The sequence below is a fragment of the Ewingella sp. AOP8-B2-18 genome, from assembly GCF_052376015.1.
Classification (GTDB): domain Bacteria; phylum Pseudomonadota; class Gammaproteobacteria; order Enterobacterales; family Enterobacteriaceae; genus Ewingella; species Ewingella allii.
On record NZ_JBQSVB010000003.1, the window covers coordinates 26,608 to 48,223 of the forward strand.

Sequence of the window (21,616 nt, forward strand, 5' to 3'; positions counted from 1 at the left end):
TCTCGCTGGCTAAGCGCCATAAAAAACGCCCGGTTCTTGTTAAGAGAACCGGGCGTTTTGTTTGTGATTCGCTGAACTTAGCGAGCCTTAGTGGTCGGTGTCACGCACGTCGACTTTAGGTTCCGCCAGCGGCTCGGAAGGCTGCGGCAGCTCGGACGGCATGCCCGCACTTTCGATAGTCAGCTTGATTTCCGGCGTCATTAAATCACTCAGAATGGTGTAAATCTCACGCGTATGTTCCGGGATCGCATCGCCGATATCATTGATGAAACCCTCGGCACGCAGAGTGCCAACCAGCGTGGTAAAGACGGCTTTATCGAAGAACTCCGGCGCATTGATACCGTGCAGAACCGACAGGCGCTGAGCCATAATCCGACTCTCTTTTTCCAAGGCTCCACGGCTGATGCTCGGGTTATTGGTCAACAGAGAGAGGGTGATGGCGTAGCGTTGCAGCGTTTCACGCACACCGGCGGCCAGCAGTTGCAGCGGGCGAATGCGCGCCGGGTTCAGCGATAGCGTTTCGCCATCGAGCTTAATCAAGCCCTGACGGGCCAGTTCGGCGCTGAGCACTTCCAGCAGTGCTGGCAACTGTTCTTTGCTGTAGTGCATGAACAGTTCGGCTTTCATCATTGGGAAAATCAATTCAACCTGACGCAGCAGTTCCTGGCTGCTCACCGAACGATGATGCATGACAATGCTGGCAATCAGCGACGGCAATACCAGCATGTGGTGAATGTTGTTGCGGTAGTAAGTCATCAGCACGGCCTGCTCGCGCGGCAGTACAATGATGTCACCAATGTTGTCTTTCTCGACTTCGAACTTGTTCATGTTCAAGGCGTGATCGAGCAGCTGGGCCGCGGTTAAATCAGGCACGGTAGAATCTTCAGCGTAAGGCACGTTGCGCAGCAATTGCAGGTAGCAATCGAGTTGCTCGGTTAACTGCTCACGGGTGAGTGAACGTTGACGCGACGCCAGCAGCGCGGTACAGCACAAATTCATGGCATTGGCTGCCGCTGAATTGTTGATGCGTACCATGATTTTGTCCGCCAAATCCTGCACCGTTGGGGTCAGCCAGCTTGGGCGCTGCGCTTCGATTGGGTCGATAGCGTCACGCCAAGTTGGGACATTTTGGTTCAGGTAGGTGGTGAGATGCAGCGGCTCGCCGAAGTTAACGTAGCCCTGACCCAAGTTACGCAGTTTGCGCAACCCGTTGATCATCTGCATAAAGCTTTCTTTCTCTTTGGTCGCGCCGCGCAGCTCTTTGGCGTAAGTCCCCACTTCCATCACGTGCTCATAACCGATGTAAATCGGCACCAGCGTGATAGGGCGAGATCCGCCGCGCAGCATGGCCTGAATGGTCATCGCCAGCGTGCCGGTCTTTGGCTCAAGCAGGCGCCCGGTGCGCGAACGGCCACCTTCGACGAAGTATTCAACCGAATAGCCACGGGTAAACAGCTCGCCGAGATATTCGCGGAATACCGTGGAGTAGAGCTTGTTACCTTTGAAGGTACGGCGAATAAAGAAGGCACCCAAACGGCGGAAAATCGGGCCAGCGGGCCAGAAATTCAGGTTGATCCCGGCAGCGATGTGCGGCGGCACCAGACCTTGATGGTAAAGCACGTAAGAGAGCAGCAGGTAGTCCATGTGACTGCGGTGGCAGGGAACATAAACAATCTCCTGACCATCTTGCGCCAGCTGGCGAACGCGCTCGGCGTTATGCACGTTGATGCCCTTATAGAGGCGGTTCCACGTCCAGCTCAGCACGCGGTCGGACAGACGCACGGCTTCATAAGAGAAGTTCGCCGCAATCTCTTCCATCAGTTCGATGGCGTTCTGCTGGGCTTTCTCGTGAGAAATCTTCTTGCTACGCGCTTCGTCTTCCACCGCTTTTTCGATGGCTTTCGAAGCTAACAGCTTGTTGAACAACTCCTGACGCACTGGCAGACGCGGACCGACGGCGGCCAGACGTTGGCGTGAGAAGTGCATACGCGCCACGCGAGCCAGCTTCTGTGCGATGGTTTTGTCCGTGCCGTGTTCAGTGGCCATGTAGCGCAGAGAAACGGTATTGGAGAAACGCACAAAGCTATCGCGGCCCAGCCACAGCACGGCGAAGAACTTCTGTATGCCGTTCAACACGCGCAGGTGCGGAGTCTGCTGTCCTTCACGCCCCGGCGCACGGCCAAACATCACCGATACTGGCAACATTTGGATGTCGAGATCGGGATTGTTGCGATGCAAATCGAGATAGTCGTGGAACAGTTTTATCGACTCAATTTTCGGCGTGTAATAAGTGAAAACGCGAGGGCCTTCAGCGATAAAAACGTGGCTCGGCAGTTGAACGCCGTCGATTTCCAAAGGAATAAGGGGATCAGGCAGATTCTGCGCCAGGCACTGGGTGCGTAACGTCAGTAAATCCGCTTTCGAATGGTAAGGTAAAACATACAAGATCGGGCGCGTCGGATCTAAGCGCAACTCGGTAACCGGATCTGTAGGGATAACCTTGCTCTTTACCAGCAATTTTAGTGGTAAATTCAATAAGGTATAATAAAGTCTACGCCAACCTGACATAAAAAACGTGAAGCCTCTTGTTAGCAAATCGCCGCAAGGATACCAGAAACCAGAATCGAGTTCTGTTTGTTGCGTTAACGGCGATATTTGTCACCCTGAATGGTTTTGAGTATAAAATGCTGCCAATACTCTGTCCGCCAAAACTCTGTTAAGACGCATAACACATGAAAAATGAATCAACGGGCCTAATTCGTATCGTTAAGGCCGCCGGCTATTCCCTCAAGGGATTGAGTGCTGCCTGGAAAAACGAGGCGGCCTTCCGTCAGGAAGTGATAGCCGTTCTGCCCTTCATCATACTGTCATTTTTCCTCGATGTGACTAGCGTCGAGCGTATTTTATTAGTGGGCGTCTTGGTACTGGTGGTGATTGTCGAATTATTAAATAGCGCCGTCGAAAGCGCGATTGACCGCATCGGCCCTGAATTCCATGTCCTGTCCGGGCGCGCCAAAGATTTTGGATCGGCCGCGGTACTTTTGAGCATCATACTGGCGATTTTCACCTGGGTCAGCGTCTTTTGGCCGCGTTGGTTCTAAAGCGGAATACAGATTCCAGATTTCACTTTAGCACTGGTTTTTATGCACTCTTAGGTTTTCATTCCCTAGTTACCTGTATATACTCACAGCAATACTGTATAAACAATCAGGGGGCGGAATGAAAGCTTTAACAGCCAGACAACAAGAGGTTTACGACCTCATTCGCGAACATATATCCACCACGGGTATGCCGCCGACTCGTGCAGAAATTGCCACTCGTCTGGGGTTCCGCTCGCCAAATGCCGCGGAAGAACACCTCAAAGCCCTGCAGCGCAAAGGCGTGATTGAAATCGTCTCTGGCGCATCACGCGGCATTCGCTTGCTAATGGAAGAAGAGGAAGGTTTACCACTGATTGGCCGCGTCGCCGCCGGTGAGCCTCTTTTAGCTCAGCAACATATCGAAGGCCACTATCAGGTTGATCCTGCCATGTTCAAGCCTAGCGCCGACTTCTTGCTGCGCGTTAGCGGGATGTCTATGCGGGATATCGGTATTCTCGACGGCGATCTGTTGGCGGTTCACAAAACTCAGGATGTACGTAATGGGCAAGTTGTCGTTGCGCGCATTGATGATGAAGTGACGGTTAAACGCTTGAAAAAGCAGGGTAGCGTCGTGCAACTGCTGCCAGAGAACAGCGACTTCGAGCCGATCGTGGTTGACCTGCGCGAGCAGAGTTTCAGCATTGAAGGCTTGGCTGTTGGCGTTATCCGTAACGGCGACTGGATCTAATCCTTTCTGCTGGCAAGGCTCGGTACTCGCCCTTCCTGAACGTACTGCCGGGCTTTTGCTATAGACATTTGCCACAAAGCTAGTTGTCGCCTTACGGTGGTCTCACGCCGTGACACTGCGCCCCTTGATTGGGGCGTTGTTGTTTAAGCAGATCGCTGTTTTTTATAAAAAGCGTTGATGCCGAAACGCCGAATTACGCCAGGTTGACCTCTTGTTCTACATCCTCAGCATGGGACCTCTATGCCTCAGCATCCCTTTCGACAAGCATTAAGCCGCACCTTCCTCAGCCGTGAGGACAAAGCCTTATGGAAACTGGCTTTACCAATGATTTTCTCCAACATTACCGTCCCGCTATTAGGTTTGGTGGATACCGCCGTTATCGGCCATCTCGACAGCGCGGATTATCTCGGCGGCGTAGCGGTCGGCGCGATGGTGACGACCTTCCTCTTCATGATGCTGCTGTTCTTGCGCATGAGCACCACCGGCCTGACTGCTCAGGCCTTGGGTGCCAAAGATAACCTGCTGCTAGCCCGTGCTTTTGTACAACCTTTCCTGTTAGCGCTGCTGGCGGGCATTTTAATCATGTTGCTGCGCACGCCGCTGATGGATCTGGCCTTTCAGGTGGTCGGCGGCAGTCAGGCCGTGCTGGAGCAGGCGCGGCTGTTTATTGAAATACGCTGGTTAAGCGCCCCGGCTTCTCTGGCAAATTTGGTGATCCTCGGCTGGCTGCTGGGCATCCAGTATGTGCGTGGCCCTGTTCTGCTGCTGATTGTCGGCAACGTGCTGAATATTGTTCTGGATATCTGGCTGGTGATGGGGCTGGGCTTGAACGTGCGCGGTGCGGCCATTGCCACGGCCTGCTCGGAGTACGTCACATTGGCGCTAGGGTTGTGGCTGGTATGGCGGATGATGGCGCAAAAAGGCATTGATTTTGCCCTGCTACAGCAGGCGTGGCGGGGCAACCTGCGGCGCTTACTCAGCCTCAATCGTGACATCATGCTGCGCTCGCTGCTGCTGCAAGTCTGCTTTGCCTCCCTGACGGTAATTGGTGCGCGACTGGGCGGGCATATCGTGGCGGTGAACGCCGTGTTGATGAATTTGCTGACCTTCACCGCCTTCGCCCTCGATGGCTTTGCCTATGCTGTGGAAGCCCACTCGGGGGAAGCCTTTGGCGAGCGCAACCGTGAGAAGTTGTTACGCGTTTGGCACGCGGCGTGTCGTCAGGCAGGGGCTGTGGCGCTTGGCTTTGCGCTGTTCTATGGCCTGGCCGGGCAGCAGATTGTCAGCATGCTGACCTCTTTACCTGACATCCGCCAGCTGGCTGATCAATACCTGGGCTGGCAGGTGGTTCTGCCGCTCATCGGCGTCTGGTGTTATCTGCTAGATGGCATGTTCGTCGGCGCAACGCGGGGCCGCGAGATGCGCAATAGCATGGCCGTGGCAGCTCTGGGTTATGGCCTGACGCTGTTCACTCTGCCATGGCTCGGCAACCATGCTTTGTGGTTGGCGTTGGCCGTGTTTCTCGCGTTAAGAGGTTTGTCGTTAGGCTGGGTGTGGCGTAGATATTGGCAAGGCGATCGCTGGTTTACTAAGGCGGAGTAAAATAAATCGCCGATAAATTTATTAGTGTTTATCGCTATTTAACACTTTGGATTATTCCTAATATTGTGATTTAACGCTGTCGCTTGACCCAAATGCCAAATTCTCTACTACTCTTAGTTATGTGATAAGCACTTAGTGTGTTGAACAAAACACAGAAACCTAAACCACGGTAGTAGGAGAATTGATTATGAATAAGGACCAAACCGAAGGTAACTGGAAGCAGTTCAAAGGCAAAGTGAAAGAGAAATGGGGCAAGCTGACGGACGATGATCTTACTGTTGTAGAAGGTAAGCGCGATCAGCTGGTCGGTAAGATCCAAGAGCGCTACGGTTACAAGAAAGAAGAAGCTGAGAAAGAGCTGAAAGCGTGGGAAACGGATAACAAGTATCACTGGTAAATCGCAACTTCCCCGTGCGTAACGGTGATAATGCATCCTGAAAAAATGCTGCTCCTACCCGGATAGCTTTCAGGATGCAGGGTACAAGGACGTACCGCCTTTATTATTTATTTACTGATCTAAATTTACTTATCTAAACTCATTTATCTAAAGCGGTATTAGCGCTTTTTAGTCACAATACTGTGGTCATGCTCGCAATGTTCATGGCTGTCGCAAAGCTCTACCACTTTACAATCCCCGCACAAACCATGCGCTTCCACCACGGAATGCCGCAATTCAAACCCTGATTCTACTGCCAATTTTGCCAATCTCTCTTCGATGCCGTCCGTGGTCTTCTCTGTGACCAATCCGCAGCGATCGCAGATAAACAGCGCAGAGGTGTGGCTCGGCTCTTCGAAATGATGGCACAGCACGTAGCTATTGGCCGATTCAACGCGGTGAATAAAGCCTTGTTCCAGTAGGAAATCCAGCGCACGGTAAACGGTGGGTGGCTTGGCCTGTGGCTCGCTAATTCTCAGTAAATCCAGCAGATCGTAAGCACTAATGGCACCGGGTTGCTGCGTCATCAGGCGCAACACTTCCAGACGCTGTGGCGTTAAACGCACATTACGCTTCTGGCAAAGTTTTTCGGCCTGTGAAAGAAGTTGATCCGGATTGTTCAGGGTCATAAGAAGTTTCTCTGAGTACGATGCTGGGTTGAACGCTTACGAGTAAGCGAACGATGATTTTACCATGCTTCGCGTAAATCGCCGAATTATGCGCCATTGCAGTAAACATCCTGCAGTTATTCAGACGCGATTTTCTAGCGCTTGTTCCACATACAAATAACCAATTCCCATGATTTGCTGCTCGCGGCTGAGCGTCCCCAGGCCAATATGCGTGGCCTGAGTCTTCACGCTGTCGGTTTTATCGAAGGGGTTTAAGCCACTCTGTTCCAATACCGTGCTCAGCCAGGCCTCGCCAAAACCGCAGCTGCGGCCATAGAGATGGATTTGGTTGATATTGAGAATATTCAGGAAGTTATACAAGCTCAGCCCCAAGGCGCGCGCCGCCGCAAACACCATGACGCGCAGGTTTTCATCCCCCTGATGGTAGCCTTCGATAATTTCCTGAGTGGTCGGGGTGCGCAGGGCGGATTTATCAGCCGCCGCCGCGCCATTTTTCAGCAGCATCCGCGCTTTTTTCTTCATGGCGGAGAGCGAGGCGATAGTCTCCAGACAGCCATATCGCCCGCAAGAGCAGAGGCTGCCGTCGGGGTCGATAATGGTGTGCCCGATTTGGCCGCTGCCAAATAGATTGCCACGATAAATCTGCTGGTTGATAACAAATGAGGAGCCAATGCCGTAATCTACATTGATAACGCAAAAATCACGCTGAATTTCAGTGTGTTGCCATTTTTCTGCTAAAGCCAGCATAATGCAGTCGTTATCCATCAAAATTTCAGTATGGAGCTTCTCCTCCAGTAAATATTTAATCTCTATTGCACTGTCCCACGGGGCCTGCGGCATGTTCTGCGAGACGCCGGTGGTGGGATTAACCTGCCCGTGAATCGACAGCGCAAGGCTGAGGTTTCTTCCCCGATATTGTTTGCGATAGTCATGAAACAGGCGTTCTATCTCATTAAGCAGCTCACTGGGTGTTTTCACTGCGATTTCACTCAGGCGAAATTCGCTTTTTGCCGTGATAAGCCGATCAACCAGAATACTTTCAATGCGATAGGGTGAGACATTCATGCACAGAATATCGCTGTCTTCCACCGCCACTTGATAGCTGCCACCGCCTAATCCTCGCGAATGCAGATTCACGTCGCTATGAACCACTCGCCCCTCTTCCTGCAACTCATTAAGGATCTTGCCGACGGCCGGAATCGACAGGTTAGACAACCGCGCCAGCGTCGATTTGCTCGCCGTTTTCTCGCGATAGAGCAGGGTCATCAGCACCTTTTTATTGAATTCCCTGACCCGAAGATTGTTCAAACCCTTAAGTTGCATTCACTAAACTCCGCTTACTGAATTGCGTGACGGTAGCGCATTAATTAGCCGCTTTCGCTGCGTAGACTCACGAAATTGAACTTTTCAGTATTCATTGGTGAGAGGAACGCATGAGCGGAAATGTAAAAGTCTGGCAGGAACAGGTCGAATTACCGACGTATCTCACGGGAAAACAGGATACCCATCCGATGTTTTTAGCCCATCGGGTCTACCAAGGTTCTTCGGGCAATGTCTATCCGTACGGCGTGACTGACCAACTGACGGGCGAGAAGCAGATGCAGCCCTATCAGGCGCTCTATCTGGAAAATGATTATTTGAAAATCATGCTGTTACCCGAGCTTGGCGGGCGCGTTCACCGCGCCTGGGACAAGATCAAACAGCGTGATTTTGTCTATCACAACGAAGTGATTAAACCGGCCTTGGTGGGCCTGCTTGGGCCGTGGATCTCCGGCGGAATTGAATTCAACTGGCCGCAGCACCATCGCCCAACCACTTTTATGCCGGTGGATTTCACCTTGCAGCAGCATGAAAACGGCGCGCAAACCGTTTGGATGGGGGAAGTGGAGCCGATGCGCGGCTTGCAGGTGATGACCGGCTTTACGCTCTATCCAGACAAGGCGCTGCTGGAAATCAGCGCCAAAATCTATAACGCCAACCCAACCCCGCGCCACTTCCTGTGGTGGGCTAACCCGGCGGTGAAGGGTGGGGACGATCATCAGAGCGTTTTCCCGCCGGATGTCACCGCCGTGTTCGACCACGGCAAACGGGATGTGTCCTCTTTTCCCATCGCCACCGGCACCTATTACAAAGTCGATTACTCACGCGGCGTGGATATCTCGCGCTACAAGAATATTCCGGTACCGACTTCCTACATGGCGGATAAATCGGCCTATGATTTTGTCGGTGCTTACAGCCACGACGATCGCGGCGGCTTGCTGCACGTGGCGGATCACCATGTCTCGCCGGGCAAAAAGCAGTGGACCTGGGGCAACTGCGCCTTCGGCCTGGCCTGGGACCGCAATCTTACCGACCACAACGGCCCGTACATCGAGCTAATGACCGGCGTCTTCACCGACAACCAGCCGGACTTTACGTGGCTCGACGCCTATGAAGAGAAGTGCTTCGTGCAGAATTTCATGCCCTACAGCGAGCTGGGCATGGTGCAAAACGCCAATACCGACGCCGTGCTCAAATTGCAGCGCGACGGGCAAAAGGTGGAGTGGGGCATCTACGCCGTGGCGCCGCTGCACCAAGCGCGGGTGCTGATCGCCGAGGCCGATGGTGAACAAGTCTTGGTGGATAAAGTCATTAGTCTGCAACCGGGCGAAGTGCTGCATGCCAGCCTGCAAGGGGAGTTCGGCGGGCGGCTTAAAATCAGCCTGCTGGCGGAAAACGGTCGCGAAATTCTGCATTATCTCGAGCATCAGCCGAAGGAAACGCCGCTGCCCGAAGCCGCCAAAGCGCCACTTCCCGCTGACCAAATCCAAACTGCCGAGGAAGCCTGGTTTATCGGCCAGCACCTTGAACAGTACAACCACGCCAGCCATGGCGCGCCAACCTACTATCAGCGCGGGCTGGAACTCGATCCATTGGACTACCGCTGTAACCTGGCGCTGGCGACTCGCGACTATAACCGCAGCAACTTCGCCAGCAGCATTGCCTTTGCCGATAATGCCCTGAGCCGCGCCCATCGCTGGAATAAGAACCCGCAGTGCGGCCTTGCCAGTCTGATCCGCGCCTGTGCTTATGAGCAAACCGACAATCTGGATGCCGCCTATGAGGACTTCTTCCGCGCCATCTGGAGCGGCAACGCCAAGTCTGGCGGCTACTTTGGTTTGGCTCGAGTCGCCACCCGCCGTGAGAAATTTGCTGATGCGCTGCAATTTTGCGAGCAGGGTCTGGAAAGCCACGCCAGCCATTACGGCCTGATTGGCCTGAAAGCATTGCTGCTACAACGGGTGGGCGACGCGACCTCTGCCGGGCGCTATCGCCAGCAGCAGTTGCAGCGCTATCCGTTGCACTATCTGCTGCATTTCCTGAACTACCAGCAGCAGCCGAACAGCGAATCTCTGCACGCGCTGCGTAAAGTCACCGGGCAGCGTGGGGAAAGCGCGCTGAATATCGCCACCCAGCTGCTCTCTTTCGGCTTTAACACGCTGGCGCTGGAGGCGTTGGAGTCCGTCGACAGCCGCGAAACTCTGCCGCTCTATTTGCAGGCAAGCCTTGACCCGCACAACCGCCCGTTGCTGATAAGTCAGGCTCGTCAGGCCTTCCCGAACCATGTCCGCTTCCCTAATAGCATTGCCGAAGTGCAGATGCTCAACACCTTCACCGACGATGCCTTTGCCCATCATTTGCTGGCCTGCTTCCACTATAGCAAGGGCAATTTGCAGCCAGCGGTTGCCCATTGGCAGCGCTGCCTTGAGCTTGAACCTGACTTCACCGACGCGTGGCGCGGCTTGGGGATTTATGCGTGGAATATCGACCATGACGCCGAGGCGGCGGCTCACTGCTTTGACCAAGCTTACGCGCTGGCTCCGCACGATGCCCGCCTGCTGTTTGAGCAGGATCTGTTGAAGAAACTCACTGCGACCCCTACACAACCCCGACTCGCGCTGCTCGAAAAGCATCTTGATGTGGCGACCCGGCGCGATGACCTTACGGCCGAGCTGCTGGGGCTTTATCACCAAAATGGCAAGTTGCAGCAGGCGGCAACGCTGCTGTCTGAGCGCCAGTTCCATCCGTGGGAAGGGGGCGAAGGGCGCGTCACCGGGCAGTTCTTGCTGAATGCGCAACTGCGGGCGCTTGAATTGCTCAAAAACGACAAACCGGCAGAGGCGCAGGAGATTTTACTGGCAGCTCAAACTTACCCGCTGAATCTTGCCGAGGGGCGGCTGGTCGGCCAAACCGACAACGATCTTTACTACTGGCTCGGCGTCACGGCCAAACGGTTGGGCCAGCACGCACAGGCTAAGCAGTGGTTCGAGCGCGCCGCGCAGGGGGATAAAGGCATCAGCGAGCGCCGTTATTACAACGACCAGCCGGTGGATTATCTGTTCTATCAGGGCATGGCGCTGCGCCAGTTAGACCAGCAAGCCGAGGCGAATCAGCTATTTAGCCAGATGCTCGACTGGGCAGAACAGGCCAGCGGCGATGCCGTGACCGCCGACTTCTTTGCCGTTTCCCTGCCAGACCTGCTGGTGCTCAATAGCGACCGCCAGCTTCAACATCGCGAACATCTGTTATTGGTCAAAGGCTTAGCCCTGCTGGGAGCCGGGGAAAACAGCGCGGCGGCGAGCACGCTTCAACAGGCGCTGGCGCTCAACCCGGCCAACAACAAAGCACAGCTTTTCCTGAGCCTCGCCGGGCAGGCGGAGGGTTTACTAAACGCTGTTTAGTTTAATCCGTGATCGTGATGAATAACTGCACGGCGGGGATGATTTACTTTATCCCCTCTGTGTTAACGCAGTGAAAACATTTACTTCACAACTACAACAATAAATCAGGTATCACCCTTAACAGAACATCACGCCAACCCAGGAATACCGGAGGAATCATGCCGTTCAACTGTAAAAGAATTGCTCTGACTACCGCCCTACTGACCGGTTTATTCACCCTCACTCATGCGCAGGCCGAATCGGCAAAAGCGCTGACCGTCGGGGCCATCTATCTCGACACCCAAGGCTATTACGCCGGCGTGAAAGCCGGGGTTCAGCAAAGCGCCAACGCCTCGGGCGACAAGGTCAATTTGATTGAAACCAACGCGCAGGGCGATATCTCGAAAGAGAGTACCTTCATCGACACGCTGATTGCCCGCAAGGTGGACGCCATCGTGCTGTCTGCTGTGTCTGAGCAGGGCAGTCGCCGGGCGACCCAGCGAGCCAGCGAGGCCGGAATTCCGGTGGTTTGCTACAACACCTGCATCAGCGAAAAAGGCGTGCAGAAATATGTCGCTGCCTATCTGGTGGGCGATCCGGTGGAGTTCGGCCGCAAAGCGGGGAATGCCGCCGCCGACTACTTTATCGCCAACAACATTACTGCTCCAAAAATCGCGGTGATTAACTGCGAAGCCTTTGAGGTGTGCGTTCAGCGCCGCAAGGGGTTTGAGGCTGCCCTGAAACAGCGCGTGCCGGGCATGAGTATCGTGGCAAATCAGGAAGGAACCGCCATCGACAAAGCCATTTCCGTGGGCGAAAAGCTGCTGATTTCCCAGCCCGATCTGGACGCCATTTTTGGTGAGTCGGGCGGGGCTAGCCTTGGCGCCGTGAAAGCCGTGCGCAATCAGAATCGGGTAGGGAAAACCGTGGTGTTTGGCTCTGACATGACCACAGAAATCGCCCAAGAGTTAAATAAAAATCAGGTACTTAAGGCCGTGGTAGATATTTCAGGTAAGAAAATGGGCGAGCAGGTATTTGCTAAAACGCTGCAAGCCATCAACAAAACCCTGCCAGCGGACAAAGTCATTCAGGTACCGATTGACCTCTACACCACCTCAGCGCAGGGACAGGGCTGGCTGGACACCCATCAAGATGGCCTACCTTAATCTGAGGTTCGACTATGTCAGCACTTGCAACGGCAGCAGACACCACGGCCACCCCTGAGGATGACAAGGATTGTGTTGCCTCGGTGCGTGGCGGCTACAAAGAGTATCCGGGCGTGATTGCTCTGGAGAATGTGGATTTCACACTAAAGCGCGGCGAGATCCGCGCCCTGCTGGGTAAAAACGGTGCCGGGAAATCGACACTGATTCGCCTGCTCACCGGCAGTGAAAAGCCGGATCGGGGAACCGTCACCTTAAGGGGGCAAACCCTCTCAGGCAGTGACGCCCAGCTCACTCGCCGCGCGGCGGAGTTAGGCGTGCGCGCGGTGTATCAGGAGCTGAGTCTGGTGGATGGCCTCAGCGTGGCGGAAAACCTCTATCTCGGCGAATGGCCGCGCAGCGGCGGCATGCTCGACACGCGGAAAATGTTGGAACAGGCGCGGCACTGCCTTGGGCACCTCGGTGTGGATATCGATCCGCTCCAGCGCGTTGAAAACCTCAGCCCGGCGCAGAAGCAGCTGGTAGAGATCGCCCGCGTCATGAAGGGCCATCCGCAGGTGGTTATCCTCGACGAACCCACCAGTTCTCTGGCTTCCAACGAAGTCGAACTGGTGATTGCCGCCGTTCAGGCAATGGCGGAAGTCGGCATCGCGGTTATTTACGTCAGCCACCGAATGAATGAAATCCGCCGTCTGGCCTCCAGCGCCACCATCATGCGTGACGGCAAAGTGGCGGGAAATGTGCGTTTGGCCGATGCCACCACCGAAGAGATTGTCGCCCTGATGCTGGGGCACAGCGGGCATCGCGATAACCAAGTCACCCAGCCACAAGGGGGCAAACCGGTGCTTTCTGTTCGCGGTCTGAATCTGCCACCCAAGCTTCACGACATTAATTTCGACCTGCTGCAAGGCGAGGTGTTGGGCATTGCCGGGCTGCTGGGATCGGGCAGAACAGAGCTGCTCAAAGCCTTGGCGGGTCTGGAGAGTTACAGCGACGGCGAGGTGGAAATCGACGGGGCGCGGATACACAAACCGACCTATGCCCGCATGCTGGCCCTCGGATTGGGATATACGCCGGAGAACCGCAAAGACGCTGGCATCATGCCGCTGCTCGGGGTGGATGAAAATACCGTGATGACCAACCGCCACCGTGTCAGCCGGTTCGGGGTGTTGCAGTGGGCCGACATTCGCCAATACACCCAGGACATTATCGCCAGGATGCGGGTGAAGGCCGCCAGCACCACGACGCCAATTGGCACGCTTTCCGGCGGCAATCAGCAGAAGGTGGTGATTGGCCGCTGGGTCTACGCCGAAAGCCGCGTGCTGCTGCTCGACGAACCGACGCGCGGAGTGGACGTTGAGGCGAAAAACCAGATTTATCAAATCGTTCGCCAACTGGCCGCCGAAGGGAAAAGCATCATCTTTGTCTCCAGCGAGGTGGAGGAATTGCCGCTGGTGTGCGACCGAATTTTGCTGCTGCAACAGGGCACGCTAACCCGAACCCTGAGGTCGCCAGTGAGTACAGAAGAATTAATGGCGGAAATATTAGCGTCACATTAAATAGCCGCAGTGAATAAAACCTGCGGTGAAAAATATCAATCAGGGCAGCGGTGAGTGGCTCAACGACGTACTGCAATGTAAGAGCCTCTAGGTTGCCGGTAAATGATGATTTTATTTCCCAGCTTGTTATTTCGACGCTGGGGAATAGTGTGGAGTGATGAAATGACCATGACGACATTATCTTATCAACAGGAAAAGGGTGAGTCCCGCCGCGCCTTTATTTCGGCGAATATTAATGCCATTGGCCTATTAGTGGTTATCGCGCTGCTCTATCTGGTGTTTTCATTTTACGCGCCCGGCTTTATTTCCCTTAGTAACCAAATGAACGTGCTGCGCGATGCAGCGACTATCGGCATCGCGGCGTGGGCCATGACGCTGGTGATCATCGCCGGTGAAATCGATGTCAGCGTCGGGCCGACGGTGGCTTTTGTCTCAGTCTGTCTGGCCTATCTGATGCAGGCGCAGGTGCCGCTGGCGGCGTCGCTGGTGCTGGTGCTGATCCTTGGCGCGGCCTTTGGCACTCTGGCGGGCTTCTTGCGCGGTTGGTTTAACGTGCCGAGCTTTGTGGCCACGCTCGGCCTATGGAGTGCGCTGCGCGGTCTTGGCCTGTTTATGACCGACGCCCTGCCCGTGCCGATTGACGAAAATGACGTGCTCGACTGGCTGGGCGGACAGGTGGCGGGCATTCCGGTTTCCGCCCTTATCATGCTGATTTTATTTGCCGTATTCCTGTTTGTCAGCCGCAAAACGGCCTTCGGTCGCTCAGTATATGCCGTGGGCGGCAACGCCTCGGCGGCGCAGCTGTGCGGCATTAATGTCAAACGCGTGCGGGTGCTGATCTTCACGCTCTCCGGCCTGCTGGCCGCCGTCACCGGGATTCTTCTCGCGGCGCGTCTGGGTTCAGGTAACGCCGGGGCGGCAAACGGCCTGGAGTTTGATGTTATCGCGGCGGTGGTGGTGGGCGGTACGGCGCTGTCCGGCGGCCGAGGCTCGCTGCTCGGCACCCTGCTTGGGGTTCTGGTTATCACGCTAATTGGCAATGGACTGGTGCTGCTGGGGATTAACTCCTTCTTCCAGCAAGTGGTGCGCGGCGTAATTATCGTCGTCGCCGTGCTAGCAAATATTCTCCTGACTCAGCGAAATAGTCGAGTTCGCTCGAAAAAATAATCTGCACCCTTGCGACTTGCAAAAATATTCGCGAGGCGTGATGGCAAAAAGAAAAAGAACAATGTTCAAATTTATGGAGAGGAATAATATGAAAACCATGTTGGCGGCTTATTTACCGGGAAATTCCACTGCCGAATTAAGAGAGGTTGCTATTCCACAGCCGGGTATCGGGCAGGTATTAATTAAAATGAAATCGTCGGGAATTTGCGGTAGCGACGTTCATTATATTTACCACCAACATCGGGCGACCGCCGCCGCGCCGGATAAACCTCTTTATCAGGGCTTTATTAATGGCCACGAACCCTGTGGCCAAATTGTCAGCCTGGGGGCCGGGTGTCGCCACTTCAAAGAAGCTGACCGCGTGCTGGTGTACCACATTTCCGGCTGCGGATTCTGCCCCAACTGCCGCAAAGGGTTTCCTATCTCCTGCACCGGCGCGGGCAAAGCGGCCTACGGCTGGCAGCGCGATGGCGGGCATGCTGAATATTTGCTGGCGGAAGAGAAGGATCTGATTCATCTGCCGGAGTCTCTGAGCTATGAAGACGGCGCGTTTATCTCCTGCGGCGTGGGGACGGCCTATGAAGGCATCCTGCGCGGCAATGTCTCAGGCAGCGACAACGTGTTAGTGGTCGGGCTTGGGCCGGTGGGCATGATGGCGATGATGCTGGCGAAAGGCCGGGGGGCGAAGCGCGTCATTGGCGTTGATGTTCAGCCTGAGCGTCTGGCAACCGCCAAAAAGCTCGGCTTGATGGATCACGGCTTTTTAGCCAGCGGGGACAGCCTGATCCCTTCTATTGTCGAGCTGACGAGGGGCGGGGCTGATGTCGCGCTGGACTGCTCCGGCAATGCCCAAGGCCGCTTGCTGGCCTTGCAAGCGACCGCCGACTGGGGGCGCGTGGTCTATATCGGCGAAACCGGCAAAGTCGAATTTGAAGTCAGCGCCGACCTAATGCACCACCAGCGGCAGATCATCGGCTCGTGGGTCACCAGCCTCTACAACATGGAGAAATGCTGTGGCGATTTACACGACTGGAAGATGCGGCCGCAAAGCGCCATTACCCACCGTTTCACGCTGGAACAGGCGGGCGAGGCCTATGCGCTAATGGCCAGTGGCAAATGCGGCAAAGTTGTCATCAACTTCGCCGATTAACCCTTCGAGGAGCGCGCTATGTCTCTGTTTACGCTAACCAATCCACAGCTTTCCCTTAAGGTGTCTACTCATGGCGGCAGCATCATCCAGCTGGTGGCACATCGCAACGGAGCCGACCTGCCATTGTTGCGACCAGCAAAAGTCTCCCCCGATACGCCGCCGCTGCAATCCGGCTGTTTTCCGCTGGTGCCTTTTGGTAATCGGGTTAACGGCAACCAGTTTGACTTTAACGGCACGCGCTATCCGTTAAAACCCAACACCGACTGGGATGCCCACTATTTGCACGGTGATGGTTGGTTACAGGAGTGGCGCTGCGCCGAACATGATGATTGGCACCTGCTGTTGGAGTTTAGCCATCATCACGGAGCTTATCAGTATCGCGCTTTGCAGCGATTTGAGCTGGTGGATAATCAGCTTGAGGTGACGCTCAGTGTCACCAATCTGGGCAAAGTGGCGATGCCCTTTGGCCTTGGCTGGCACCCCTATTTCCCTCTTGATGAGGACACCCAGCTTCAGGCCAATGCTGCAGGATATTGGCTGGAAGAGGCTCAGTGGCTGGCGGGTGAACATCAGGCCGACTTACCCGAGGATGTGCAGTTCTCGACGGCAAAAACCTTGCCGCGCCGCTGGGTGAACAACGGGTTTTCGGGGTGGGATGGGCAGGCGAAAATTATCTGGCCGAGTCATCAACAGCAGCTAAGTCTGTCTACGGAGCCAGCCTGTCCGGTCTATTTCGTTTTCGTCTCAGACCCTAAGTTCGATCGCGGCTATGACTTTGATTTCTTCTGTTTCGAGCCGATGAGTCACGCCGCCAATGGCCACAACATGGCTGATTTAGGGGGCCTCAAGGTGCTGGAACCCCATGAAACGCTTACTCAAACCATGACGCTTACTTCGGAAAGCACCCTCACTCATACGACGACGGGCGAGGAGCAGCAATGATGAAAAATCCTACAACACTGAACATGCCCTATGTCTGGATGATCTGTCTGGTTGCCGCCTGTGGCGGGCTGCTGTTTGGTTACGACTGGGTGGTGATTGGTGGCGCGAAGCCGTTCTACGAAGCCTATTTCCATATTACCGACCCCGCCACCTCCGGCTGGGCCATGAGCTCGGCGCTGGTGGGCTGTATCCTTGGGGCCATGGTATCGGGCTGGCTGTCAGACCGTTTTGGCCGGCGCCTGCCGCTGATTATCGCGGCGATTGCCTTTACGCTCTCGGCCGTGGGAACTGCACTGGCTAACGACTTCGACTGGTTTGTGTTTTGGCGCATTGTCGGCGGGGTCGGTATTGGTCTGGCTTCGGCCCTCGCGCCGGTTTACATCGCCGAGATCAGCCCAGCCGAGAAGCGCGGGCGCTTTGTGGCCGTCAATCAGTTGACCATTGTTATCGGTGTGCTTGCCGCGCAGCTGGTCAACCTGATGATTGCCGAACCCGTAGCTTCCGCGGCGACGCAGGCTGAAATCCTGCAAACCTGGAATGCGCAGGTTGGCTGGCGCTACATGTTCGGCGCGGAAGGCATTCCGGCAGTGTTGTTCCTGCTACTGATGTTCGTGGTGCCGGAATCACCGCGCTGGCTGGCGAAAGCAAACCGCTATCCGCAGGCTGAAAAAGTGCTGCGCCGCATTGGCTCGGTGGAGTACGCGCAGCAGACGCTGTCTGACATTCGCCACTCGCTGGGGTCGGAAAACCAGCAAGTGCCGCTCTCCGCCCTATGGCAGCCGAAAGTTAGACCTATCGTGGTGATGGGCGTGGTGCTGGCGGTATTTCAGCAGTGGTGCGGGATTAACGTCATCTTCAACTACGCGCAGGAGATTTTCGCCTCGGCGGGCTTCGACATCAACGACACGCTGAAATCCATTGTGGCCACCGGCCTGATCAACCTGATCTTTACACTTCTGGCGCTGCCGCTGGTGGACCGCATTGGGCGTCGCCGCCTGATGCAGTACGGCGCGGCGGGCCTGACCATCATCTACGTGCTGATTGGTATGGCCTATTCCTTTGGCATTATGGGGCTGCCGGTTCTACTCCTGGTGCTGGTCGCCATTGCGATTTACGCGGTAACGCTGGCTCCGGTGACGTGGGTTTTGCTGTCAGAAATCTTCCCCAATCGGGTGCGAGGCACGGCAATGGCGACCTGTACGCTGGCGCTGTGGGTCGCCTGTTTTGTTCTGACTTACACCTTCCCGCTGCTCAACGTGGCGCTGGGCGCGGCGGGGAGTTTCTTCCTGTATGGCGCGATTTGCCTGGCGGGATGGGCCTTCGTGCAACTCAAGGTGCCTGAAACCAAAGGTGTTTCACTGGAAGTGTTGGAGCAACGGCTGGGGCAGACCAAGGCCGAGCGGGCTTCAACCAAAGCGATCGTCTAAACCGCGTTGCTGTAAGAGTGATTATTGAAATGGCTCACGGGGGGGTTGCCTTTAGCGGCAGAGCACCCCGTGAGATGCCGAATCGCCGTTCTGTGATATAATCTGCGATTCCATTCCTTCGGCCAATGATGCTCGAGGGAGCGCCCGAACACCTTCAGCGAATCTCAGGTCGATGTCAGAAACTCAAAACGCCACATCTCAAGCCAGCACCAAACCCTATTCGGCCCAACGTTTTTCCGTCGCGCCGATGCTCGACTGGACCGATCGTCATTGCCGCCATTTCCATCGTTTAATGACCGGCCAAACGCTGCTGTACACCGAAATGGTTACCACCGGCGCGATCATTCACGGCAAAGGCGACTACCTTGGATTTGGTGACGCGGAGCACCCTGTGGCGCTGCAACTGGGTGGCAGCAATCCTGCGGATTTGGCGACCTGCGCCAAGCTTGCGGAACAGCGCGGCTATGATGAAATCAACCTGAACGTCGGCTGCCCGTCTGACCGCGTGCAAAACGGCATGTTTGGTGCTTGCCTTATGGCGCAAGCCTCGCTGGTGGCAGACTGCATCAAGGCCATGCGCGACGTGGTGTCCATTCCCGTGACGGTAAAAACGCGTATTGGCATCGACGAACAAGACAGCTACGAGTTCCTTTGCGACTTCGTTCAGCAAGTCTCTGAGAAGGGCGGCTGCGACACCTTTATCATCCATGCCCGCAAAGCCTGGTTGTCTGGCCTCAGCCCGAAAGAGAACCGCGAGATCCCGCCGCTGGATTACCCGCGCGTATATCAGCTGAAAAAAGACTTCCCGCACCTGACGATGGCGATTAACGGCGGCATCAAAACGCTGGAAGAAGCCAAGGCGCATTTGCAACATATGGATGGCGTGATGGTGGGGCGCGAAGCCTATCAAAACCCTGGCATGTTGCTGAACGTGGACCGCGAGCTGTTTGGCTCAGATGCCCCGCTGCGCACGGCGCCGGAGGTTATTCGTAGCATGTATCCGTACATTGAGGCGGAGTTGGCGAAGGGCACTTATCTGGGGCACATGACGCGGCACATTCTGGGAATTTTCCAGAGCGTGCCCGGCGCGCGCCAATGGCGTCGTCACCTGAGCGAAAACGCCCATAAGCCGGGTTCAGGTATTGAAGTGGTCGAGCAGGCGCTACAGCTGGTCACTCAGCCGCACCCGGCAATCAGCCAGGTTTAAATCTGTTAGTTAAATCCGCTAAAAATTAGCCTTTCTTACTATCACGCCATCAGCTCTAATAACTGATGGCGTAAATTCTTCTTAAAAATCAAATCAATAAATTATCCGCCGTTCTGGCATGTTTCTTGTATTAGCTAGGAGAGTCAGATGATATTCGTCAGGCTGTTCCGTGTTTTCGCTGTTTATTAAGGAGCATGCGATGTTGGAAATTCTCTTTGTGCTTGGCTTTTTCTTTATGTTGTTACTGACAGGTGTTTCGCTGCTGGGCGTGATTGCAGCTCTGGTGGTGGCCTTTGCGGTAATGATGCTGGGAGGCTTTCTGGCTATTGTTATAAAAATGTTGCCGTGGCTGCTGCTCGCCGTTGCCGTGGTGTGGGTCTATCGCGCCTTTAAGAAGCCCGACACGCCGCGCTACCGTTCGCGCCGCCTGCCATAACCTGTAGAAGATGATGAATTATTCGAATTATCAGCTATCTGAGCTTTAACCTGCTCGGATTGACTGCAACATTTGTCGAGATAACTTTTACTTATGTGGCATCGATCACAGCTTACACTTTTAAGTCCGCAGATTTTTTATTAACCATACTTTTTAACATTGAGGGCTGCTAGGATGCATTTCTCGCGCTGCGAATGTCAGCTCGAACGAAATTCATCAAATCCGTGAGATATAAAATAGAGGCTTAAGCCTCATCGTCCGCGGATTTACCTTGCAGTACCCCTACAAGCAGTACCCGTCTTTATCAGCAGTCGTCTGAGCAAGACAGTAAAAGGGCTTCCACACGGAAGCCCTTTTGCATTTCAGTAATAGCCGATCATTTGCCGGGGATCAGCAGGCTAGAGCCTTGTGTCGCGCGGCTTTCCAGCGTTTCATGGGCACGCTTCGCTTCGGACAGCGGGAATTTTTGCGCCTCGCTGACATCCACTTTGATAGCGCCGCTGGCAATCAGCGAGAACAGCTCGTCGCTGGCGGTTTTCAGCTCTTCGCGGTTGGTGATGTAACTGCCGAGGCTCGGACGAGTGACGAACAGCGAGCCTTTCTGCGACAGAATCCCTAAATTGACCCCTGACACCGGGCCGGAAGCATTACCGAAGCTGACCAGCAGGCCGCGCGGTTTCAGGCTATCGAGGGAGCGCTCAAAGGTATCTTTACCCACCGAGTCATACACCACGCCGACTTTTTCGTTATTGGTCAGCGCTTTAACACGGGCAACAATGTCTTCCGTCTGGTAGTTAATCGTCGCCCATGCCCCGGCTTCTTTCGCCCGTTGGGCTTTCTCTTCTGAGCCGACGGTACCAATTAGGTTCGCACCCAGCGCTTTCGCCCACTGGCAGGCGATCAGGCCCACACCACCGGCGGCAGCGTGGAACAGGAAGGTTTCACCGGCCTGAATTTTATGGGTTTGGCGCAGCAAATAGTGGACGGTCAAACCTTTGAGGAACGACGCGGCGGCCACTTCAAAACTAATAGCATCGGGCAGCAGGGCGATTTTTTCTTGCGAAACGTTATGCACTTCGCTGTAGGCACCCAAAGGAGCCTGCGCGTACACCACACGGTCGCCGACCTTAATGCCCGTCACATTGCTGCCAACTTTGCTCACCACGCCAGCGGCTTCCGTGCCCAGCCCGGAAGGCAAGGGGGCTGGGTACAAGCCACCGCGAATATAGGTATCAATGTAGTTGATGCCTATCGCTTTATTCTCGACCTGTACTTCGCCCGCGGCCGGGTCTTGTGGTTGGAAATCGACATATTGCAGAACATCGGGGCCGCCTGTTGCGGCAAATTGAATGCGCTTAGCCATGTTTTAA

The 21,616-nt window shown here is 55.1% G+C and carries 17 protein-coding genes; 13 read left to right on the forward strand and 4 right to left on the reverse strand.

Going from position 1 to position 21,616, the window contains the following annotated elements; genetic code table 11:
- Positions 1 to 87: 87 nt before the first annotated feature.
- Complete coding sequence (gene plsB / locus ACT3RR_RS07945; protein ID WP_353503520.1) at positions 88 to 2,568, reverse strand: glycerol-3-phosphate 1-O-acyltransferase PlsB; 2,481 nt, start codon at positions 2,566 to 2,568, stop codon at positions 88 to 90.
- Positions 2,569 to 2,732: 164 nt separating this feature from the next.
- Between plsB and ACT3RR_RS07950 the strand changes: the two genes are divergently transcribed.
- The 4 genes from ACT3RR_RS07950 to ACT3RR_RS07965 all read left to right on the forward strand — a co-directional run bounded on the left by ACT3RR_RS07950 (position 2,733) and on the right by ACT3RR_RS07965 (position 5,827).
- Positions 2,733 to 3,101 (forward strand): diacylglycerol kinase, encoded by a 369-nt coding sequence (locus ACT3RR_RS07950; protein ID WP_353503519.1) that lies wholly within the window; start codon positions 2,733 to 2,735, stop codon positions 3,099 to 3,101.
- Between the two features lie 118 nt (positions 3,102 to 3,219).
- Entirely contained in the window at positions 3,220 to 3,828 is a 609-nt protein-coding gene (gene lexA / locus ACT3RR_RS07955; RefSeq protein ID WP_034793478.1) for a transcriptional repressor LexA, read from the forward strand.
- A 240-nt stretch (positions 3,829 to 4,068) separates the two neighbouring features.
- Positions 4,069 to 5,430 (forward strand): MATE family efflux transporter DinF, encoded by a 1,362-nt coding sequence (dinF, locus tag ACT3RR_RS07960; RefSeq protein WP_353503518.1) that lies wholly within the window; start codon positions 4,069 to 4,071, stop codon positions 5,428 to 5,430.
- 187 nt (positions 5,431 to 5,617) lie between these two features.
- Positions 5,618 to 5,827: a CsbD family protein gene (locus ACT3RR_RS07965; protein WP_034793474.1), complete on the forward strand. Its 210-nt coding sequence runs from the start codon at positions 5,618 to 5,620 to the stop codon at positions 5,825 to 5,827.
- A 158-nt stretch (positions 5,828 to 5,985) separates the two neighbouring features.
- On the opposite strand, the gene zur is transcribed toward ACT3RR_RS07965, so the two are convergent.
- Both zur and ACT3RR_RS07975 read right to left on the reverse strand, forming a co-directional pair.
- A complete protein-coding gene (zur, locus tag ACT3RR_RS07970; protein WP_353503517.1) occupies positions 5,986 to 6,495 on the reverse strand; it encodes a zinc uptake transcriptional repressor Zur in 510 nt (169 codons plus the stop codon).
- A 120-nt stretch (positions 6,496 to 6,615) separates the two neighbouring features.
- Positions 6,616 to 7,818, reverse strand: coding sequence for an ROK family protein (locus tag ACT3RR_RS07975; RefSeq protein ID WP_485902281.1), 1,203 nt, complete (start codon positions 7,816 to 7,818; stop codon positions 6,616 to 6,618).
- Positions 7,819 to 7,928: 110 nt separating this feature from the next.
- On the opposite strand from ACT3RR_RS07975, the gene ACT3RR_RS07980 reads away from it, so the two are divergent.
- The 9 genes from ACT3RR_RS07980 to pspG all read left to right on the forward strand — a co-directional run bounded on the left by ACT3RR_RS07980 (position 7,929) and on the right by pspG (position 20,246).
- Entirely contained in the window at positions 7,929 to 11,216 is a 3,288-nt protein-coding gene (locus ACT3RR_RS07980) for a DUF5107 domain-containing protein (protein ID WP_496200072.1), read from the forward strand.
- A 158-nt stretch (positions 11,217 to 11,374) separates the two neighbouring features.
- Positions 11,375 to 12,361: a substrate-binding domain-containing protein gene (locus ACT3RR_RS07985; protein ID WP_496200073.1), complete on the forward strand. Its 987-nt coding sequence runs from the start codon at positions 11,375 to 11,377 to the stop codon at positions 12,359 to 12,361.
- Between the two features lie 14 nt (positions 12,362 to 12,375).
- Positions 12,376 to 13,917 carry a sugar ABC transporter ATP-binding protein gene (locus ACT3RR_RS07990; protein ID WP_496200074.1) on the forward strand — a complete coding sequence of 514 codons (1,542 nt, stop codon included), beginning with the start codon at positions 12,376 to 12,378 and terminating at the stop codon, positions 13,915 to 13,917.
- Between the two features lie 168 nt (positions 13,918 to 14,085).
- Entirely contained in the window at positions 14,086 to 15,084 is a 999-nt protein-coding gene (locus ACT3RR_RS07995; RefSeq protein ID WP_396131253.1) for an ABC transporter permease, read from the forward strand.
- A gap of 88 nt (positions 15,085 to 15,172) precedes the next feature.
- On the forward strand, positions 15,173 to 16,234 hold the full coding sequence (locus tag ACT3RR_RS08000) for a zinc-dependent alcohol dehydrogenase family protein (protein WP_396131255.1): 1,062 nt from the start codon (positions 15,173 to 15,175) through the stop codon (positions 16,232 to 16,234).
- Positions 16,235 to 16,252: 18 nt separating this feature from the next.
- Positions 16,253 to 17,176 carry an aldose 1-epimerase gene (locus ACT3RR_RS08005; RefSeq protein ID WP_496200075.1) on the forward strand — a complete coding sequence of 308 codons (924 nt, stop codon included), beginning with the start codon at positions 16,253 to 16,255 and terminating at the stop codon, positions 17,174 to 17,176.
- Positions 17,176 to 18,603, forward strand: coding sequence for a sugar porter family MFS transporter (locus tag ACT3RR_RS08010; protein ID WP_496200197.1), 1,428 nt, complete (start codon positions 17,176 to 17,178; stop codon positions 18,601 to 18,603). The genes ACT3RR_RS08005 and ACT3RR_RS08010 overlap by 1 nt, the downstream gene beginning before the upstream one ends.
- A 172-nt stretch (positions 18,604 to 18,775) precedes the next feature.
- Positions 18,776 to 19,810 carry a tRNA dihydrouridine(20/20a) synthase DusA gene (gene dusA / locus ACT3RR_RS08015; RefSeq protein WP_496200076.1) on the forward strand — a complete coding sequence of 345 codons (1,035 nt, stop codon included), beginning with the start codon at positions 18,776 to 18,778 and terminating at the stop codon, positions 19,808 to 19,810.
- Positions 19,811 to 20,009: 199 nt separating this feature from the next.
- Positions 20,010 to 20,246: an envelope stress response protein PspG gene (gene pspG, locus ACT3RR_RS08020; RefSeq protein WP_496200077.1), complete on the forward strand. Its 237-nt coding sequence runs from the start codon at positions 20,010 to 20,012 to the stop codon at positions 20,244 to 20,246.
- 376 nt (positions 20,247 to 20,622) lie between these two features.
- On the opposite strand, the gene ACT3RR_RS08025 is transcribed toward pspG, so the two are convergent.
- Positions 20,623 to 21,609, reverse strand: coding sequence for a quinone oxidoreductase (locus tag ACT3RR_RS08025; protein ID WP_396131258.1), 987 nt, complete (start codon positions 21,607 to 21,609; stop codon positions 20,623 to 20,625).
- Positions 21,610 to 21,616 lie beyond the last annotated feature (7 nt).